The sequence below is a fragment of the Pseudomonas sp. EA_15y_Pfl1_P101 genome, assembly GCF_963970835.1.
GTDB classification, from domain to species: domain Bacteria; phylum Pseudomonadota; class Gammaproteobacteria; order Pseudomonadales; family Pseudomonadaceae; genus Aquipseudomonas; species Aquipseudomonas tritici.
In genome coordinates, this window is record NZ_CAXAPA010000008.1 from 178,386 (window position 1) to 195,010 (window position 16,625).

General features: G+C 60.6%; 14 protein-coding genes. 10 read left to right on the forward strand and 4 right to left on the reverse strand.

All coding sequences use genetic code 11. The annotated features are described in order from the left end of the window. Window positions 1-12 precede the first annotated feature (12 nt). The gene (locus tag AACY36_RS14725; RefSeq protein WP_339427977.1) at window positions 13-2,409 is read right to left on the reverse strand and encodes a hybrid sensor histidine kinase/response regulator; all 2,397 of its coding nucleotides are present in this window, start codon (window positions 2,407-2,409) and stop codon (window positions 13-15) included. 287 nt (window positions 2,410-2,696) lie between these two features. Between AACY36_RS14725 and AACY36_RS14730 the strand changes: the two genes are divergently transcribed. The 4 genes from AACY36_RS14730 (at window position 2,697) to AACY36_RS14745 (ending at window position 6,217) form a co-directional block, all read left to right on the forward strand. Further along, entirely contained in the window at window positions 2,697-3,494 is a 798-nt protein-coding gene (locus AACY36_RS14730; protein ID WP_339416899.1) for a hydroxymethylpyrimidine/phosphomethylpyrimidine kinase, read from the forward strand. A gap of 18 nt (window positions 3,495-3,512) precedes the next feature. After that, on the forward strand, window positions 3,513-4,136 hold the full coding sequence (thiE, locus tag AACY36_RS14735) for a thiamine phosphate synthase (RefSeq protein ID WP_339416900.1): 624 nt from the start codon (window positions 3,513-3,515) through the stop codon (window positions 4,134-4,136). Between the two features lie 17 nt (window positions 4,137-4,153). Continuing rightward, window positions 4,154-5,437 carry a glutamate-1-semialdehyde 2,1-aminomutase gene (gene hemL, locus AACY36_RS14740; RefSeq protein ID WP_339416901.1) on the forward strand — a complete coding sequence of 428 codons (1,284 nt, stop codon included), beginning with the start codon at window positions 4,154-4,156 and terminating at the stop codon, window positions 5,435-5,437. 225 nt (window positions 5,438-5,662) lie between these two features. Next, window positions 5,663-6,217, forward strand: coding sequence for a tetratricopeptide repeat protein (locus AACY36_RS14745; protein WP_339416902.1), 555 nt, complete (start codon window positions 5,663-5,665; stop codon window positions 6,215-6,217). Between the two features lie 122 nt (window positions 6,218-6,339). On the opposite strand, the gene AACY36_RS14750 is transcribed toward AACY36_RS14745, so the two are convergent. Continuing rightward, the gene (locus AACY36_RS14750) at window positions 6,340-6,666 is read right to left on the reverse strand and encodes a DUF1820 family protein (protein ID WP_003236992.1); all 327 of its coding nucleotides are present in this window, start codon (window positions 6,664-6,666) and stop codon (window positions 6,340-6,342) included. A gap of 131 nt (window positions 6,667-6,797) precedes the next feature. Here AACY36_RS14750 and miaB point away from each other — a divergent pair, with 131 nt between their 5' ends. From miaB to lnt, 5 genes are all read left to right on the forward strand, one after another. Beyond that, window positions 6,798-8,126: a tRNA (N6-isopentenyl adenosine(37)-C2)-methylthiotransferase MiaB gene (gene miaB, locus AACY36_RS14755; RefSeq protein WP_339416903.1), complete on the forward strand. Its 1,329-nt coding sequence runs from the start codon at window positions 6,798-6,800 to the stop codon at window positions 8,124-8,126. Between the two features lie 231 nt (window positions 8,127-8,357). Then, on the forward strand, window positions 8,358-9,362 hold the full coding sequence (locus AACY36_RS14760) for a PhoH family protein (protein WP_339416904.1): 1,005 nt from the start codon (window positions 8,358-8,360) through the stop codon (window positions 9,360-9,362). Next, window positions 9,355-9,813 (forward strand): rRNA maturation RNase YbeY, encoded by a 459-nt coding sequence (gene ybeY / locus AACY36_RS14765; RefSeq protein WP_339416905.1) that lies wholly within the window; start codon window positions 9,355-9,357, stop codon window positions 9,811-9,813. Before AACY36_RS14760 ends, ybeY begins: the two co-directional genes overlap by 8 nt. Window positions 9,814-9,854: 41 nt before the next feature. Beyond that, window positions 9,855-10,694 carry an HlyC/CorC family transporter gene (locus tag AACY36_RS14770; RefSeq protein WP_339416906.1) on the forward strand — a complete coding sequence of 280 codons (840 nt, stop codon included), beginning with the start codon at window positions 9,855-9,857 and terminating at the stop codon, window positions 10,692-10,694. A 280-nt stretch (window positions 10,695-10,974) separates the two neighbouring features. Then, on the forward strand, window positions 10,975-12,498 hold the full coding sequence (lnt, locus tag AACY36_RS14775; RefSeq protein WP_339427990.1) for an apolipoprotein N-acyltransferase: 1,524 nt from the start codon (window positions 10,975-10,977) through the stop codon (window positions 12,496-12,498). A gap of 62 nt (window positions 12,499-12,560) precedes the next feature. Here lnt and AACY36_RS14780 read toward each other — a convergent pair whose 3' ends face one another. Further along, window positions 12,561-13,322 carry a YdcF family protein gene (locus tag AACY36_RS14780; protein WP_339427976.1) on the reverse strand — a complete coding sequence of 254 codons (762 nt, stop codon included), beginning with the start codon at window positions 13,320-13,322 and terminating at the stop codon, window positions 12,561-12,563. Window positions 13,323-13,418: 96 nt separating this feature from the next. Next, window positions 13,419-13,736 (reverse strand): hypothetical protein, encoded by a 318-nt coding sequence (locus tag AACY36_RS14785; protein WP_339416910.1) that lies wholly within the window; start codon window positions 13,734-13,736, stop codon window positions 13,419-13,421. 262 nt (window positions 13,737-13,998) lie between these two features. Here AACY36_RS14785 and leuS point away from each other — a divergent pair, with 262 nt between their 5' ends. Continuing rightward, the gene (gene leuS, locus AACY36_RS14790; RefSeq protein ID WP_339416911.1) at window positions 13,999-16,605 is read left to right on the forward strand and encodes a leucine--tRNA ligase; all 2,607 of its coding nucleotides are present in this window, start codon (window positions 13,999-14,001) and stop codon (window positions 16,603-16,605) included. Window positions 16,606-16,625: the final 20 nt, after the last annotated feature.

Below are 16,625 nucleotides of genomic sequence, written 5' to 3' on the forward strand. Positions count from 1 at the left end.
CCGTCATCCGCCTTAAAAAAGGGGCATACCCGCCGAAAGCCCGGCGCTTTCGCCCTCAACCGGACACAACAACCGACGCTCCAACACCGCTTGCAATGCCTCGAAACGCACCGGTTTGACCAGCCGATCGGAGATACCAATGCCATGGCAATGCTCGCGTTCAGACACATTCAGCGACGTACTCACGGCGATCACCGGCAATTCACCGCAGCCAGGCAGTGCACGAATCTGACAGCACAACGAGAAACCACCTTCGGGAAGGTCCAACAGTACCGCGTCGAAATCCTCGCCCTGCAAAGCCGCCAACGCGTTAGGGCCGCTGTCCACGCTTTTCACCCGGTAGCCGAGCTTAAGCAGCATGCCGCGCACCACTAATTGGCCGACGCTGTTGTCATCCACCAGCAGCACCGCGCACTCCTGAGGCGCGCGTTGCCGGCCTGGCATTGGTTTGAACTCAGGCGGCACTGGGCTGACCTCCACCTCCAGCTCCAGCTGGAAGCGGCTGCCTTTGCTCGGTTCGGAATGATGTGTGAGGCGCCCGCCCAGCAGCTCGATCAGTTGCCGACAGATCGCCAAGCCGATACCCATGCCGCCGTATTCACGGGTGGTGGAGCCATCGAGCTGGAAGAACCGCTGGTACAGCGTGGCCTCATCCAGGAAGGCAAAGCCGATGCCGGTGTCGGTGACGATAAAACTCAGGCGCAAAGCGCCCTCACTGTGCGGCACGCCAACCACACGCAGGCGGACCGACCCTTCGTGGGTGAATTTGAAGGCGTTGTCCAGCAGGCAATCCAGGCATTGCAGCAGTTTGTCGGCGTCGCCCACCACGCGGTCCGGCAGCTCGCCCGCCACGTCGATGGAAAACGCCAGGCCTTTGCTCTGGGCGCTGGCGTTGAACTGCTGGCGCAAGGTGTCCAGCGTCCCGCGCAGGCTGAACACCTGCGGCTGGGCACTCAGGCGCCCGGCCTGCAATTCGGTCAGGGTGAGGATGCCGTTGACCATGCGCATCATGTCCCGCGCCGAACCGGCGGCCGTTTGCTGGTACTGCGCCAGGTCAGCGTCCAACCGCACGGTTTGCATCAGCTCAAGGGAGCCAATCACGCCGTTCATGGGCGTGCGCAGTTCGTGAGTGAGGGTAGCGAGGAACTCATCCTTGAGTCGGTTACTGCGGGCCAATTGCTGGTTGAGCACTTCGAGCTTCTGGCTGGCATCGAACAGGATCTGCGCCTGTTGTTCACGCATGGAATTGATGCGGTCGGCCAGGGCCAGGGACAACAACGCCACTTCAATCGCCGAGCCGATCTGACTGGCGTACATGGTCAGGAACACATTGGGCAGGTAGCCCAGCACCATCAGCGTATTCACCACCCCGCCCAGCAGGAACGCCGACCAGGCGATGATGAAATAGCGCGCCACTCGCTGGCCGCAATACCAGGCCTTGATGGCGGCAACAAAGATGGTCACGGTAAATACCAGCGCCAGACCGGTGGCCAGGCGCAGCGCCAGGGCGTAGCTGGTCATCAACGACAGCAGCATCACCACTGCGCCGCAGGCCACCAACGCCAGCAGCAGGCGGTTGATCCCGCGACTGTGCTGGGCGGTGTGCAAGAAGCTGCGCGCAAACAGGCTGCCGAAGAGCGCCGCCGAGCCAATCAGGAACGGCGTCGCCGCATTCGCCCACCAAGGGTTGTTTGGCCAGAAGTACTCCACCGCCGCGCCGTTGACCGACAGTTGGTACATGCCGAACGAAGCAATATAGAAGATGTAATACAGATAGCTGGTGTCGCGCACGCTGAGGTAGATGAACAGGTTGTAGACCAGCATCCCCAACAACACGCCATAGATCAGGCCTAACACATACAAGCGCAGCGGCTGTTGTTCCAGGTAGGCGGTGCTGGACCAGAGCGTCAATGGCGCCTGGATCGAGCCCTCGCTTTGCAGGCGCAGGTAGACGGTTTTCGCCTGCCCAGGGGTGAAGTCGACGTTGAACAGGTAATTGTTCTGGCGAATTTCACGGGAAGAAAATGGCAGCGCATCCCCCGTGCGCCCGGCCAGGCGATAGGTGCCGGTGTTGTCGGGCAGGTACAGGTCAAGATGGTCGAGCGGCGGGTACGCCAACTCCAGCAACCAGGTGCGTTGCGCTTCGGGATGGGTGGGCAGGTAATGCAGATTGACCTTGAGCCAGAATACCGAGCGTGAGTAGCCGGCGTTCAGTGTGTCTTTATCGTGGGGCTTGAATTGCGTAGCGGCGGAAGGCGCGCTGACATCCGCAATGGTCAGGGCATCGGTCGGGTCTTCGAGCACTTGCATGGCCCGGCCCAGCGGCAGGCTTCGCGTGTCTTGGTTGAACTCGACGGCGTTGGCGAGCAACGGCAGCCCGCACAACAGTAAAATCAGCAAATAGCGCATAGTGCCCCAGCGTAGCCTGTCCGGTTGTGTCAAAAAGCCCCCTATCCTTTTGAGAAGACGTACACCGGCAATACAGTTAGTTGTTTGGATCCACTCTAGCATAGCCGCTAAAGGCCATTGGACACCATTCAAATAAAATTTTTAAAGGCTCTAGAACAAGGGTTTTAGCGTGTTTCACCGTAAGTAACGGACACTAGCAAACAGCCATAAACGCTGACGTTTGCGTACAAAATTCAGCCATCGCCAGACGGCCCCGCCAAAAGCGTTTGGTGGTAAGCTCGCGCACCATGAATATCTACAGCTCTCGCCCCGTTGTCCTCTGTCTCTCCGGCCATGATCCCAGTGGTGGCGCCGGCTTGCAGGCAGATATCGAAGCCCTGCTCGCCCAGGGCTGCCATGCGGCCCCGGCCGTCACCGCCCTGACCGTGCAGAACACCGTCAATGTCAGCGATTTCCGCGTGCTCGACCGCGAGTGGGTGCTGGCCCAGGCCAATGCCGTGCTCGGCGATTCCGAAGTGGCAGCGGTCAAGCTGGGCATGCTCGGTTCCACTGCGATGGTCGACACCGTGGTCGAACTGCTGCAGGCGCACCCGCACCTACCGGTAGTGTGTGATCCGGTGCTGCGCGCCGGTGGCGGTGGCAGCCTGGGCAAGGACGAAGTCGGTTATGCGATGCGCGAGCGGCTGCTGCCGTTGTCGCTGATCGCCACGCCAAACCTGCCCGAAGCGCGCATCCTCGCGCAATTGCCTGAAGGCACGGCGGACGAATGCGCCGAGAAGCTGCTGCCGTATATCAAGCACCTGCTGATCACCGGTGGCCATGGCGATGAGCACGAAGTGCACAACCGCCTCTACAGCCGTGACGGCACGCGCCATACCTTTACCTGCCAGCGCCTGCCCGGCAGTTACCATGGTTCGGGCTGCACGCTGGCCAGTGCATTGGCCGGTCGGATCGCCCAGGGCGAAGGCTTGGTCAGCGCGGTGCAATCAGCCCTCAACTACACCTGGCGCACCCTGCGTGACGCCGAACAACTCGGCCAGGGCCAGTTTGTACCGCGCCGGTTGCCGCTGGATTTCTGCTCTTAAAACCAAGGGGCATGCCCGATGAAACTACGTGGCCTTTACGCCATTACCGACAGCCAACTGTTGGCCGGCAAATTCCTCGCCTACGTCGAAGCGGCGCTGGACGGTGGCGTGACCCTGCTGCAGTACCGCGACAAAAGCAGCGACGAAGCCCGGCGCCTGCGTGAAGCGGAAAAGCTGCGGGAGCTGTGCTCCCGCTACAAGACCCAACTGATCATCAACGATGACGCTGAATTGGCCGCGCGCCTCGGCGTCGGCGTGCACCTGGGCCAGACCGACGGCCCGCTGACCCCGGCCCGTGCGCTGCTCGGCTCCAAGGCCATCATCGGCTCGACCTGTCACAGCCAGATCGAACTGGCCGAGCAGGCCGCCAAGGAAGGCGCCAGTTATGTCGCCTTCGGCCGCTTCTTCAACTCCAACACCAAGCCCGGCGCGCCGGCGGCCACCGTCGAGATGCTGGCCCAGGCCCGCGCACGCTTGCACGTGCCAATCTGCGTGATCGGCGGCATCACCCTGAAGAACGCCGAACCGCTGGTGGCCCACGGTGCCGACCTGCTGGCGGTGGTGCACGGCCTGTTTGGCGCCGACACCACCCAGGAAGTCACGCGCCGCGCCCGCGCGTTCAACGCCCTTCTTAAGATTTGATTTCAGAGAGCCCAACCATGTCCCGTTCCGAAACGCTGTTTGCCAATGCCCAGAAACACATCCCCGGCGGTGTGAACTCCCCCGTGCGTGCGTTCAAAAGCGTGGGCGGCACGCCGTTGTTCTTCAAACATGCCGAAGGCGCCTACGTCACCGACGAAGATGACAAGCGCTACGTTGACTACGTCGGCTCCTGGGGCCCGATGATCCTCGGCCACAGCCACCCAGACGTACTGGACGCGGTGCGCAAGCAACTGGAACACGGCCTGTCCTACGGCGCACCGACCGCCATGGAAACCGAAATGGCTGACCTGGTGTGCGCCATCGTGCCGTCGATGGAAATGGTGCGTATGGTCAGCTCCGGCACCGAAGCCACCATGAGCGCGATCCGCCTGGCCCGTGGTTTCACTGGCCGCGACAGCATCATCAAATTCGAAGGCTGCTACCACGGCCACTCCGACAGCCTGCTGGTAAAAGCCGGTTCCGGCCTGCTGACCCAAGGCGTGCCAAGCTCGGCCGGTGTACCGGCAGCCTTTGCCAAACACACCCTGACCCTACCATTCAACGACATCGCCGCCGTCGAGCAGATGCTCAATGAAGTGGGCCAGGAGGTGGCCTGCATCATCGTCGAACCGGTGGCCGGCAACATGAACTGCGTACCGCCCGCGCCAGGCTTCCTTGAAGGCCTGCGCGAGCAGTGCGACAAGCACGGCGTGGTGCTGATTTTCGACGAAGTGATGACCGGTTTCCGTGTAGCCCTGGGTGGCGCGCAGGCGCACTACAGCGTAACGCCAGACCTGAGCACCTTTGGCAAGATCATCGGTGGCGGCATGCCAGTGGGCTGCTTTGGCGGCAAGCGCGAAATCATGCAACACATCGCGCCGCTGGGCCCGGTGTACCAGGCAGGCACCTTGTCAGGCAACCCACTGGCCATGGCCGCCGGCCTGACCACCTTGCGACTGATCAGCCGCCCGGGCTTCCACGCCGAGCTGACCGACTACACCACCCGCCTGCTCGACGGCCTGCAACAACGCGCCGACGCCGCCGGTATCCCGTTCGTTACAACGCAAGCGGGCGGCATGTTCGGCCTGTACTTCAGCGGCGCCGACGATATCGTCACGTTTGATGACGTGATGGGCAGCGACGCGGATCTGTTCAAGCGCTTCTTCCACCTCATGCTGGAAGGCGGCGTGTACCTGGCGCCGAGCGCTTTCGAAGCCGGCTTCACCTCGATCGCCCATGGCGAAGCCGAGCTGAAGCTGACCCTCGACGCCGCTGAACGCGCCTTCGCCGCACTGAAGTAACTGGCCGTAAAAATCAGGCACCGCGCAAACGGTGTCTGATTTGCTACTTTGCTTGAAGAGATTTCCGAGTTTTTTCGAGAAATCACCTGCAATCCGGCAGATAACTTGCCCAACCAGCAGAAAAACGAGTAAAGACTTTGTAAGCAGAGGCCTGCTTATTTCATAATGCGCGCTTATTGGATCCCACGAGGGTCCGCGTGCCCCGTCAGAGGTAAGTCGATTCCCATGAAACGCACCGGCCGCACCCTGGTTCTGGGCTGCCTGTTGCTCCTTCAGCCGCTGCTGGCACATGCACAAGCAGGCGGCAACTCGTTGTTAATCCCAGCGATGGGTCGTTGCACCCTCAATACCCAGCCAGACAGCCAGGCCGAAGCGCTGAGCGCGTGCCAGAAACAGGCCGAGGACGGGAATGCGCAGGCGCAATACGAGTTGGGTGAGTACTTCCACGACAGCAAAAACCCCGCCCGCGACCTCAACAAGGCCTTGAGCTACTTCGAGAAAGCCTCGTTGCAGGGCCACGCCCAGGCGCAGTTCCAGCTGGGTACCATGTTCTTCAAGGGCGAAGGTGTGCCGGCCAATAACGTCCAGGCGTATATCGTGCTGAAAATGGCGGCGGTCAACGGTGCGGAAGATGCGCTGGATACGGCCGACGAAGTGGCCGAGCACATGCAGCGTGATGAATTGGAACTGGCGACCCAGGTGCTGGGGCAGATTTTCCGCAACTACTTGCAAGAGCTGCAGAGTGCCGATGGGCGCTCGCCTTTCTCACCCCTGCCCTGACTCAGCTAAACCCGTCTACCGCCATCGCAGGCAAGCCAGCGCCCACAGTTGACCGAGTTCCAACTGTGGGATGCATTAAAATGTAGGGCTTGCCTGCGAAGGGCGCGACACGGTCTGAAGCCCTACTTCTCAGGCATCGGCATCGGAAACGGCATGACATTGCTCACGCCCCGCGCTTCGCTGATTTTCGGCGTGCCCAGGCGCTCGACTTCATCGATGCGCACAATCGAATGCATCGGCACAAAACTGCGCACCACGCCTTCGAACTGAGCCTTGAGCTTCTCTTCGCCCGGGTCGACGACCAACTGGGTGCGCTCGCCAAAGACGAACTCTTCCACCTCCAGGAAACCCCACAGATCGCTCTGATAGATCTGCTTGGCGTACATTTCGAACACCTGGCCCTGGTTGAGGAAAATCACCTTATAGATTGGAGCTTCACGTTTGGTCATGGTGGGCGAGCAACACATCGGGGATATAAAAGAGGGCGCGAACTATAGCATGGCGCCCGATGCACAACGCTAGGAACCAATGGGCATGCCCTCTATAATGGGCGGTTCTTTACCACCAGTTGACGATTCCCATGGCCAAGAAGCTTTATATCGAAACCCACGGTTGCCAGATGAACGAGTACGACAGCTCGCGCATGGTCGACCTGCTGGGCGAACACCAGGCCCTGGAAGTCACCGCCCGCGCCGAAGATGCCGACGTGATCCTGCTCAATACCTGCTCGATCCGCGAACGCGCTCAGGACCGTGTGTATTCACAACTGGGCCGCTGGCGTGAATTGAAACTGGCCAACCCGGAGATGGTGATCGCCGTCGGCGGTTGTGTGGCCAGCCAGGAAGGTGCCGCGATCCGCGACCGCGCACCCTATGTCGACGTGGTCTTCGGCCCACAGACCCTGCACCGCCTGCCGGAAATGATCGACGCGGCGCGCATCACCAAGCTGCCGCAGGTCGACGTGTCCTTCCCGGAGATCGAAAAATTCGACCACTTGCCCGAGCCCCGTATCGATGGGCCAAGCGCCTACGTGTCGGTGATGGAAGGCTGCAGCAAGTACTGTACGTTCTGCGTGGTGCCCTACACCCGCGGTGAAGAAGTCAGCCGGCCGTTTGACGATGTCATGTCGGAAATCATCCACTTGGCCGAAAACGGCGTGCGCGAAGTGACGCTGCTGGGCCAGAACGTCAACGGCTATCGCGGCCTGACCCACGATGGCCGCCTGGCCGACCTGGCGGAGCTGATCCGCGTGGTCGCCGCCGTGGACGGTATCGAGCGCATTCGCTACACCACCTCGCACCCGCTGGAGTTCTCCGACAGTCTGATCCAGGCTCACGCCGAGGTGCCGGAGCTGGTCAAACACCTGCACCTGCCGGTGCAATCGGGCTCGGACCGCATCCTGTCGGCGATGAAGCGCAACCATACGGCGCTGGAATACAAATCCAAACTGCGCAAATTGCGCGCGGCGGTGCCGGGTATCTGCATCAGCTCGGACTTTATCGTTGGCTTCCCCGGTGAAACCGAGAAAGACTTTGAGCAGACCATGAAGCTGATCGAAGACGTCGGTTTCGACTTCTCCTACTCGTTCGTCTACAGCCAGCGCCCCGGCACCCCGGCGGCCGACTTGCTGGATGAAACCCCGGAAGCACTGAAAAAAGAGCGCTTGAACGCGCTGCAACACCGCTTGAACCAGCAGGGTTTCGAGATCAGCCGACAAATGGTCGGTTCCACCCAGCGGATCCTGGTCACCGATTACTCGAAAAAAGATCCGGGCGAACTGCAAGGGCGTACTGAAAACAACCGCATCGTAAACTTCCGTTGCGATAATCCGACCTTGATCGGCCAGTTTGCCGATGTGCACATTGATGCCGCGCAGCCCCATTCGTTGCGTGGTTCTTTGATCAACTGACAATCCCAGGATAAATGTGGACCAAATGTGGGAGCTGGCTTGCCTGCGATAGCGATGTAACAGGCGACATCTCTTTTGAATGTGCAGGCCCCATCGCAGGCAAGCCAGCGCCCACAGTCGTTATTTGTAGTTCTTGAGAGTGAGGCCAGTCCATTTAAGTGCTTTCGCACACAGGCGGCTGGCGTTATTCTCTATTTCACCTCAACAGCCAAAGGGCGGCTAAAAGCGACCTTGAACGCACCCATAGCAGAACCCCATCGTTTTCTCCTCGAGCCCTTTGAGGCTCGCCGTTTCGCCAATCTGTGCGGACAGTTCGACGAGCACCTGCGCCTGATCGAACAACGCCTGGGCATCGAGATCCGCAACCGCGGCAATCAGTTCGAGCTCATTGGTGAGGCCCAATACACCAAATCTGCAGAAAACCTGCTGCGTCGGCTCTACCGCGAAACCAAGGGTAGCGAGCTGTCGCCGGAAACCGTGCACCTGTATTTGCAGGAATCGGCTGTGGAAGATTTGGCCAACAACCCCGTGGCCGAAGCCAGCGTGGCCCTGCGAACCAAAAAAGGCATGATTCGCCCAAAGGGCTTGAATCAGCAGAAGTACGTCAAGGCAATCCTCGGTAACGACATCAACTTCGGCATCGGCCCTGCGGGTACCGGCAAGACCTACCTGGCCGTGGCCTGCGCGGTCGACGCACTGGAGCGCGAGCAAGTGCGCCGCATCCTGCTGGTTCGCCCGGCGGTCGAGGCCGGGGAAAAACTCGGATTCCTGCCCGGTGACCTGGCGCAGAAGATCGACCCGTACCTGCGCCCGCTCTACGACGCGCTTTACGAGATGCTCGGCTTTGAATACGTGGCCAAGCTGATCGAACGCCAAGTGATTGAGATCGCCCCGCTGGCCTACATGCGCGGCCGCACCTTGAGCAACAGCTTCATCATCCTCGACGAAAGCCAGAACACCACGGTCGAGCAGATGAAGATGTTCCTGACCCGCATCGGGTTCGGCTCCACGGCCATTATCACCGGCGACATTACCCAGGTTGACCTGCCCAAGGGCACGAAGTCGGGCCTGAGCCATGTGATTGAAGTGCTAAAAGACGTGCCGGGTATCAGTTTCACGCATTTCTCGCCCAAGGACGTGGTGCGCCACCCGCTGGTGCAGCGCATTGTCGAAGCCTACGAGCGCTTCGAACACCGTGACGACGGTTTGTCCAAGGACACTCGCCGCGATGCTTGAGCTAGACCTGCAGCTGGCAACCGAAGCGCCCTCGCCCAGCGAAGAGCAGTTCCGCCAATGGTGCGCGCTGGCCCTGCGCCAGCGCACCGCTGATTCGGAACTGACCATTCGCCTGGTCGACGAGCCCGAAGGCCGCGAATTGAACCACACCTGGCGCCAGAAGGATTACGCGACCAACGTACTGTCCTTCCCCGCCGACGTACCCGATGAACTGCTGGATATCCCGCTACTGGGCGACCTGGTCATCTGTGTCGCGGTGGTGGAGCGCGAGGCCAAGGAACAAGGCAAGGAACTTGAAGCCCATTGGGCCCATCTAGTCATCCACGGCTGCTTGCATCTCTTGGGTTACGACCATATAGACGATGACGAAGCCTGCGAGATGGAAACACTGGAACAAACGTTGCTTGCAGAACTGGGTCATCCAGACCCGTATGCAGACGACGAAGTTTAAAAACACTCAACTGTCACACTAAAGGATTCAGAGTAATCGCTATGAGCGAAGACCGATCGAGCAACGGGCAGAAGTCATGGCTGGGTAAAATCACCCAGGCTTTTGCCCACGAGCCGAAAAACCGCCAGGAGCTGCTTGAGCTACTGCGCGAGGCCCATCAGAACAAGTTGCTGGACAGCGAAGCGCTGGCTATCGTCGAGGGCGCCATTCAGGTGGCTGACCTGCAAGTACGCGACATCATGGTCCCGCGCTCGCAGGTGATCAGCATCAAGGCGACCCAGACCCCACGGGAATTCCTCCCGGCCGTGATCGACTCGGCGCACTCGCGCTACCCGGTGATCGGTGAAAGCCATGACGACGTCATGGGTGTCCTGCTGGCCAAGGATTTGCTGCCGTTGATCCTCAAGGAGAACGGTGACAACTTCAACATCAAGGACCTGCTGCGTCCGGCCACCTTCGTGCCTGAATCCAAGCGCCTGAACGTGCTGCTGCGCGAATTCCGCGCCAACCACAATCACATGGCCATTGTGATCGACGAATACGGCGGCGTCGCCGGCCTGGTCACCATTGAAGACGTGCTGGAACAGATCGTTGGCGACATCGAAGACGAACACGACGTCGAAGAAGACAGCTACATCAAGCCGCTGCCCAGCGGTGACTTCCTGATCAAAGCGTTGACGCCGATCGAAAACTTCAACGAGTTCTTCGACAGCGAATTCTCCGACGATGAGTTCGACACCGTGGGTGGCCTGGTGATGAGTGCGTTCGGGCATCTCCCAAAACGTAACGAAACCACCGAGATCGGCGCGTATCGCTTCCGTATCCTGAATGCGGACAGCCGCCGTATCCACCTGATCCGTCTAACACCTATTGCCCGCTAAGGAAGGGGTGGGTCATCAGCTATTTACTGTGTCGCGTTGCTCCTGAGAGCGGGCCAGGCAAGGCGCAAGGCGCAGGCCGCAGGGAATGGCATTCCCTTTTCAAGGCGTGCAACGCAGCATGGCCCGCTCTCAGGGGCAACCCGTAGGGCCGGGCCTGCTGCGACATAGGGCTGCGTTACGCGTCGTTCATTTGGAAAAACCAAACTACACTCCTCGCGCCTTGCCCTGTGCCGCAGCAGGCCCGGCGCGACACAGGAAATAGCTGATGACCCACCCCTACATGCGCCGTCTCACCTCACCCGGCTGGCCCGGTAATTTGCTGGCCGTGGTGGCTGGCGCCATCACCACCCTGGCGCTGGCACCGTTCGATCTGTGGCCATTTGCACTGGTAGCGGTCGGATTGTTCTATGTGGGACTGCGAGACCTGAGCCCCCGCCAGGCCTTGGGCCGTGGCTGGTGCTTCGGTTTTGGCCTGTTTGGCGCGGGCACCAGTTGGATCTATTACAGCATCCACCATTTCGGCGGTGCCTCGGTGCTGCTGGCTGGCTTCTTGATGTTGCTGTTTACAGCCGCCATCGCCTGGTTCTTCGCCCTGCCCGCCTGGTTATGGGCGCGCTGGTTGCGTCGCAATGAAGCGCCGTTGGCGGATGCACTGACGTTTGCGGCGTTGTGGGTCGGTCAGGAAGCGTTTCGCGGCTGGTTCCTCACCGGTTTCCCGTGGCTGTACTCCGGTTACAGCCAGCTCGACGGTCCGCTCACAGGCTTGGCGCCAGTGGGCGGCATGTGGCTGATTTCCTTTGCGCTGGCGCTGACGGCAGCCCTGCTGTGCAACCTGCCGCGCCTGTTGGCCACTAAGCGCAACGCGTTTATCGGCGCAGGCCTGGTATTGCTGGTGGCGCCTTGGGCCATCGGCCTGGCACTCAAGCATCACGCCTGGACCAGCCCGTCTGGGGCGCCACTGAGCGTCGCAGCCATTCAGGGCAATGTCGAACAAAGCATGAAGTGGGACCCGGAGCAGCTCAATGCACAGCTTGCGCTGTACCGCGACATGAGTTTGAGCTCAAAGCGTGTCGACCTGCTGGTATGGCCGGAGACGGCGGTGCCGGTGCTCAAGGAGTCTGTCGAAGGCTACCTGGGCATGATGGGCAAGTTCGCCGCCGACCGGCACACGGCGCTGATTACCGGTGTACCGATCCGCCAGGAAGTGCACCACCAGAAGCGCTACTTCAACGGCATCACCGTGGTGGGCGAAGGCGATGGCACCTACCTCAAGCAGAAGCTCGTGCCCTTTGGCGAATACGTGCCGCTGCAGGACATGCTGCGGGGGCTAATTGCCTTCTTTGACCTGCCGATGTCGGACTTCGCCCGTGGCCCTGCCGACCAGGCCATGCTACAGGCCAAGGGCTATCAGATTGCGCCGTTCATTTGCTACGAAGTGGTGTACCCGGAGTTCGCCGCAGGCCTCTCGGCCCAGAGTGATCTGTTACTGACCATCAGCAACGACACCTGGTTCGGCCGCTCCATCGGCCCTTTGCAACACCTGCAAATGGCGCAGATGCGTGCACTGGAAGCCGGCCGCTGGATGATCCGTGCTACCAACAATGGCGTGACCGGCCTGATCAACCCATATGGGCAGATCACCGTGCAGATCCCCCAGTTTGAGCGCGGCATTCTCTATGGTGAAGTGGTGCCGATGCACAACCTCACGCCGTACCTGCAATGGCGCTCGTGGCCGTTGATCATTGTGTGCCTGGGGCTGTTTGGCTGGGCGCTGCTGGCCGGTCGTATGTCGAAAACGGTCTGACAGACACATACAAAACCATTGCGGGAGCGGGCTTGCTTGCTCCCACATTTGCATTTGCGGTGTTATCGGTAGAACAATCGGTAGCCTATCTGCCCCACCGCTTCATTGATCAACTGCCCGCTCTGCCACACCGACTTGAACTCCGGCATCCAACCACCCAGCGGTCTGGCATTGTCTACGCCCAGGAACCCCACTGGCGCAGGCACCACGGTGAAGCCAGCCTTTTCAAAACTCCACACCGCACGCGGCATGTGCCAGGCCTGAGTCACTACCACTACGCGTTTGACGCCCTCGGGTAGCAGAATCTCAGCACTCATCTGCGCATTTTCCCACGTGGTGCGGCTGCGCTCTTCCTCCCAGCGCACCGTCACACCGAAGTCATCGCGCATCGAGACCGACATCAACTCTGCCTCGCTTGGCGGCGTGCCGTAATGCAGGCCGCCAGTGGTCAGCACCGGCAGCCCGGAGGCCTTGGCCAATCGTGAGGCATACCGCTGGCGCTCCAGACCGATACCGGTGGGCTGGTCGACGCCCCAGGCCGGGTCGCCGCGCTCGCGCCCCGAACCCAACACCACAATGGCGTCGGCGCGCTGAGCCAGTGTCGACCAGTCTTCTCGCGCCAGCGGTGGCTCGGTTTCCAGGACCCGTGCGCCCCACTCCACCATCACCGGCAGGCTGATCAGCCACATGCCGCCAAAACCCAGGGCAAAGCAGCAACCCGCCAAGCGTGGCCGGCTGCGACGAAACCACCAGGCAAACGCCAGCAGCAGCAAGAGAATGCCGGGCGGCAGTAGCAATTGTTTAATGAAATAACGAATAGGCATCGGGCATCTCCATAGATGCCCGAAGCCTAAGGTGTAACGGGGTTTAGCGACAATCCTTACAGTGCAGCGCGATGATACGTTCAGGGGGGCAATGAACTACTTGTAGCGGGCGGACCGAAGCTTTTGCGGGCCACGACCGGCCGACAAGTCCTTGAGCCACACCACCTTGGCTGAGTGCGTAGGCTCCCCTGCTGGCGGGTTTGCCACCGAGGGAGGCGCACTGCGCCCATTGCGTTCCAAATAGGCCTCGATCAGTTCCAGTTCTGCGCGGCTCAAACCACGCAGTTCCAACTCAACAGGCCGCTCATCACGCAATCGGCCGGCTGTTCTCGCTGCATCCAATACACGACCCAATCGGTCGATCAGTCCTTCGTAGATATCCGGTTTCGATACGATTCGCTGCGATTCAACCATCCCCTCACCTCATTGAAGATAAGACTTACTCCCCAATAAACAGCGTAGCCCCCATGGCTGCCCCTGCCTGCCGCCGCGACAGACGGCCCTGCCGGCGCAATCAGGGTTTCCCTCGATAGAGTGGGGTCATGTATGCTACGGCGCTTCCTGTAACTCCACTTCCCGCAGGGTTTGGGCACGGACGCGCCGCTTTTTGGTGTCGATCAACCTGAACGTTGCACCGAAGAGGATTAGGCCACCCCTATTCAGTTCAAAAGTAGCCATGCACGAACAATATCAGCCCCGTGAAATAGAAAATGCCGCCCAAGCCTTCTGGGACGAGCAAAAGTCCTTTGAAGTCAGTGAACAGCCAGGCAAGGAGACTTTCTATTGCCTATCGATGTTCCCTTATCCCAGCGGCAAGCTACACATGGGGCACGTGCGCAACTACACCATCGGTGACGTGATTTCCCGCTACCAGCGCATGCAAGGCAAGAACGTCCTGCAACCCATGGGTTGGGATGCCTTCGGCATGCCGGCGGAAAACGCCGCGATGAAAAACAACGTGGCGCCTGCCAAGTGGACCTACGAAAACATCGCCTACATGAAGAACCAGCTGCGCAGCCTGGGCTTGGCGGTGGATTGGTCCCGCGAAGTGACCACCTGCAAGCCGGACTACTACCGCTGGGAACAATGGTTGTTCACGCGTCTGTTCGAAAAAGGCGTGATCTACAAAAAGAGCGGTACCGTGAACTGGGACCCGATCGACCAGACCGTGTTGGCCAACGAACAGGTGATCGACGGTCGCGGCTGGCGCTCCGGCGCGCTGATCGAAAAGCGCGAAATCCCGATGTACTACTTCAAGATCACCGCCTACGCGGATGAACTTTTGTCGAGCCTCGACGACCTGCCGGGCTGGCCTGAACAGGTCAAGACCATGCAACGCAACTGGATCGGCAAGTCCAAGGGCATGGAAGTGCAGTTCCCGTATAACGTCGATTCGATCGGCGCAGCGGGCGCGCTCAAAGTGTTTACTACCCGTCCGGACACCCTGATGGGCGCGACTTACGTCGCCGTGGCAGCCGAACACCCGCTGGCCACCCAGGCAGCCCAGAACAACCCTGAGCTGCAGGCGTTCATCGCCGAATGCAAAGGCGGCAGCGTGGCCGAAGCCGACGTCGCCACCCAAGAGAAAAAAGGCCTGCCGACCGGGCTGTTTGTTGAACATCCATTGACGGGCGAAAAGCTGCCGGTATGGGTCGCCAACTATGTGCTGATGCACTACGGCGATGGCGCCGTAATGGCTGTGCCGGCTCACGACGAGCGCGATTTCGAATTCGCCACCAAGTACAACCTGCCAATCAAATCCGTGGTGCGCACCCGCGCGGGCGACACCAACCCGGCCCCGTGGCAAGACGCCTACGGCGAGCATGGTGAACTGATCAACTCCGGCGAATTTGACGGCCTGGACTTCCAGGGCGCGTTCGACGCGATCGAAGTCGCGCTGATCAAAAAGAACCTCGGTGCATCGCGCACCCAGTTCCGCCTGCGCGACTGGGGCATCAGCCGCCAGCGCTACTGGGGCTGCCCGATCCCGATCATCCACTGCGAAAGCTGTGGCGATGTGCCGGTACCGGAAGACCAACTGCCGGTGGTCCTGCCGGAAGACGTGGTGCCGGATGGCGCCGGTTCGCCACTGGCGCGCATGCCCGAGTTCTACGCGTGCAGCTGCCCGAAATGCGGCGCGCCTGCCAAGCGTGAAACCGACACCATGGACACCTTCGTCGAGTCCTCGTGGTACTACGCCCGCTACGCCTCGCCACACTATGAAGGCGGCCTGGTCGAAAAGTCCGCAGCCGACCATTGGTTGCCGGTGGACCAGTACATCGGCGGTATCGAACACGCCATCCTTCACCTGCTGTACGCGCGCTTCTTCCACAAGCTGATGCGCGACGAAGGCCTGGTGAGTTCGGATGAGCCGTTCAAGAACCTGCTGACCCAGGGCATGGTGGTCGCCGAGACTTACTACCGCCGTGAAGCCAACGGCGCCTACACTTGGTTCAACCCGGCCGACGTCGAGCTTGAGCGCGACAGCAAAGCCAAGGTCATCAGCGCCAAGCTGATCGCCGACGGCCTGCCCGTGGAAATCGGCGGCACCGAGAAGATGGCCAAGTCGAAAAACAACGGCGTTGACCCACAGTCGATGATCGACCAGTTCGGCGCCGACACCTGCCGTCTGTTCATGATGTTCGCCTCGCCGCCTGACATGAGCGCCGAATGGTCTGACTCTGGCGTCGAAGGCTCGCACCGCTTCCTCAAGCGCGTCTGGCGCCTGGCGCATGCCCACATCAGCCAGGGCTTGCCGGGCAAACTGGACGTAGCGGCGTTGAGCGACGAGCAGAAACTCATTCGACGCAGCACCCACCTGGCCATCAAGCAAGCCAGCCAGGACGTGGGCCAGCACCACAAATTCAACACCGCCATCGCCCAGGTGATGACGCTGATGAACGTGCTGGAAAAAGCGCCGCAAGCCACTGAACAGGATCGCGCGCTGATACAGGAAGGCCTGGAAACGGTCACACTGCTGCTGGCCCCGATCACGCCGCACATCAGCCACGACTTGTGGAACCGTCTGGGCCACAGCGGCGCCGTCATCGACGCGCGCTGGCCGGTGCAGGATGACAGCGCCCTGGTACAGGACACGCTGCAACTGGTGATCCAGGTCAACGGTAAACTGCGTGGCCAGATCGACATGCCAGCCAGCGCCAGCCGCGAAGACGTCGAAGCGGCTGCGCGCATCAACGAAAACGTGCTGCGTTTTACCGAAGGCCTGACGATCCGCAAAGTGATCGTAGTGCCTGGCAAACTGGTCAATATCGTCGCTAGCTAATCGGATCGGGCGCAGGGCTT

Excerpts from the sequence above, each read along its gene's own strand:
- AACY36_RS14725 (WP_339427977.1), bottom strand. The coding sequence starts at position 2,409 with ATGCGCTATTTGCTGATTTTACTGTTGTGCGGGCTGCCGTTGCTCGCC.
- AACY36_RS14730 (WP_339416899.1), top strand. The coding sequence starts at position 2,697 with ATGAATATCTACAGCTCTCGCCCCGTTGTCCTCTGTCTCTCCGGCCAT.
- thiE (WP_339416900.1), top strand. The coding sequence starts at position 3,513 with ATGAAACTACGTGGCCTTTACGCCATTACCGACAGCCAACTGTTGGCC.
- hemL (WP_339416901.1), top strand. The coding sequence starts at position 4,154 with ATGTCCCGTTCCGAAACGCTGTTTGCCAATGCCCAGAAACACATCCCC.
- AACY36_RS14745 (WP_339416902.1), top strand. The coding sequence starts at position 5,663 with ATGAAACGCACCGGCCGCACCCTGGTTCTGGGCTGCCTGTTGCTCCTT.
- AACY36_RS14750 (WP_003236992.1), bottom strand. The coding sequence starts at position 6,666 with ATGACCAAACGTGAAGCTCCAATCTATAAGGTGATTTTCCTCAACCAG.
- miaB (WP_339416903.1), top strand. The coding sequence starts at position 6,798 with ATGGCCAAGAAGCTTTATATCGAAACCCACGGTTGCCAGATGAACGAG.
- ybeY (WP_339416905.1), top strand. The coding sequence starts at position 9,355 with ATGCTTGAGCTAGACCTGCAGCTGGCAACCGAAGCGCCCTCGCCCAGC.
- AACY36_RS14770 (WP_339416906.1), top strand. The coding sequence starts at position 9,855 with ATGAGCGAAGACCGATCGAGCAACGGGCAGAAGTCATGGCTGGGTAAA.
- lnt (WP_339427990.1), top strand. The coding sequence starts at position 10,975 with ATGCGCCGTCTCACCTCACCCGGCTGGCCCGGTAATTTGCTGGCCGTG.
- AACY36_RS14780 (WP_339427976.1), bottom strand. The coding sequence starts at position 13,322 with ATGCCTATTCGTTATTTCATTAAACAATTGCTACTGCCGCCCGGCATT.
- AACY36_RS14785 (WP_339416910.1), bottom strand. The coding sequence starts at position 13,736 with ATGGTTGAATCGCAGCGAATCGTATCGAAACCGGATATCTACGAAGGA.
- leuS (WP_339416911.1), top strand. The coding sequence starts at position 13,999 with ATGCACGAACAATATCAGCCCCGTGAAATAGAAAATGCCGCCCAAGCC.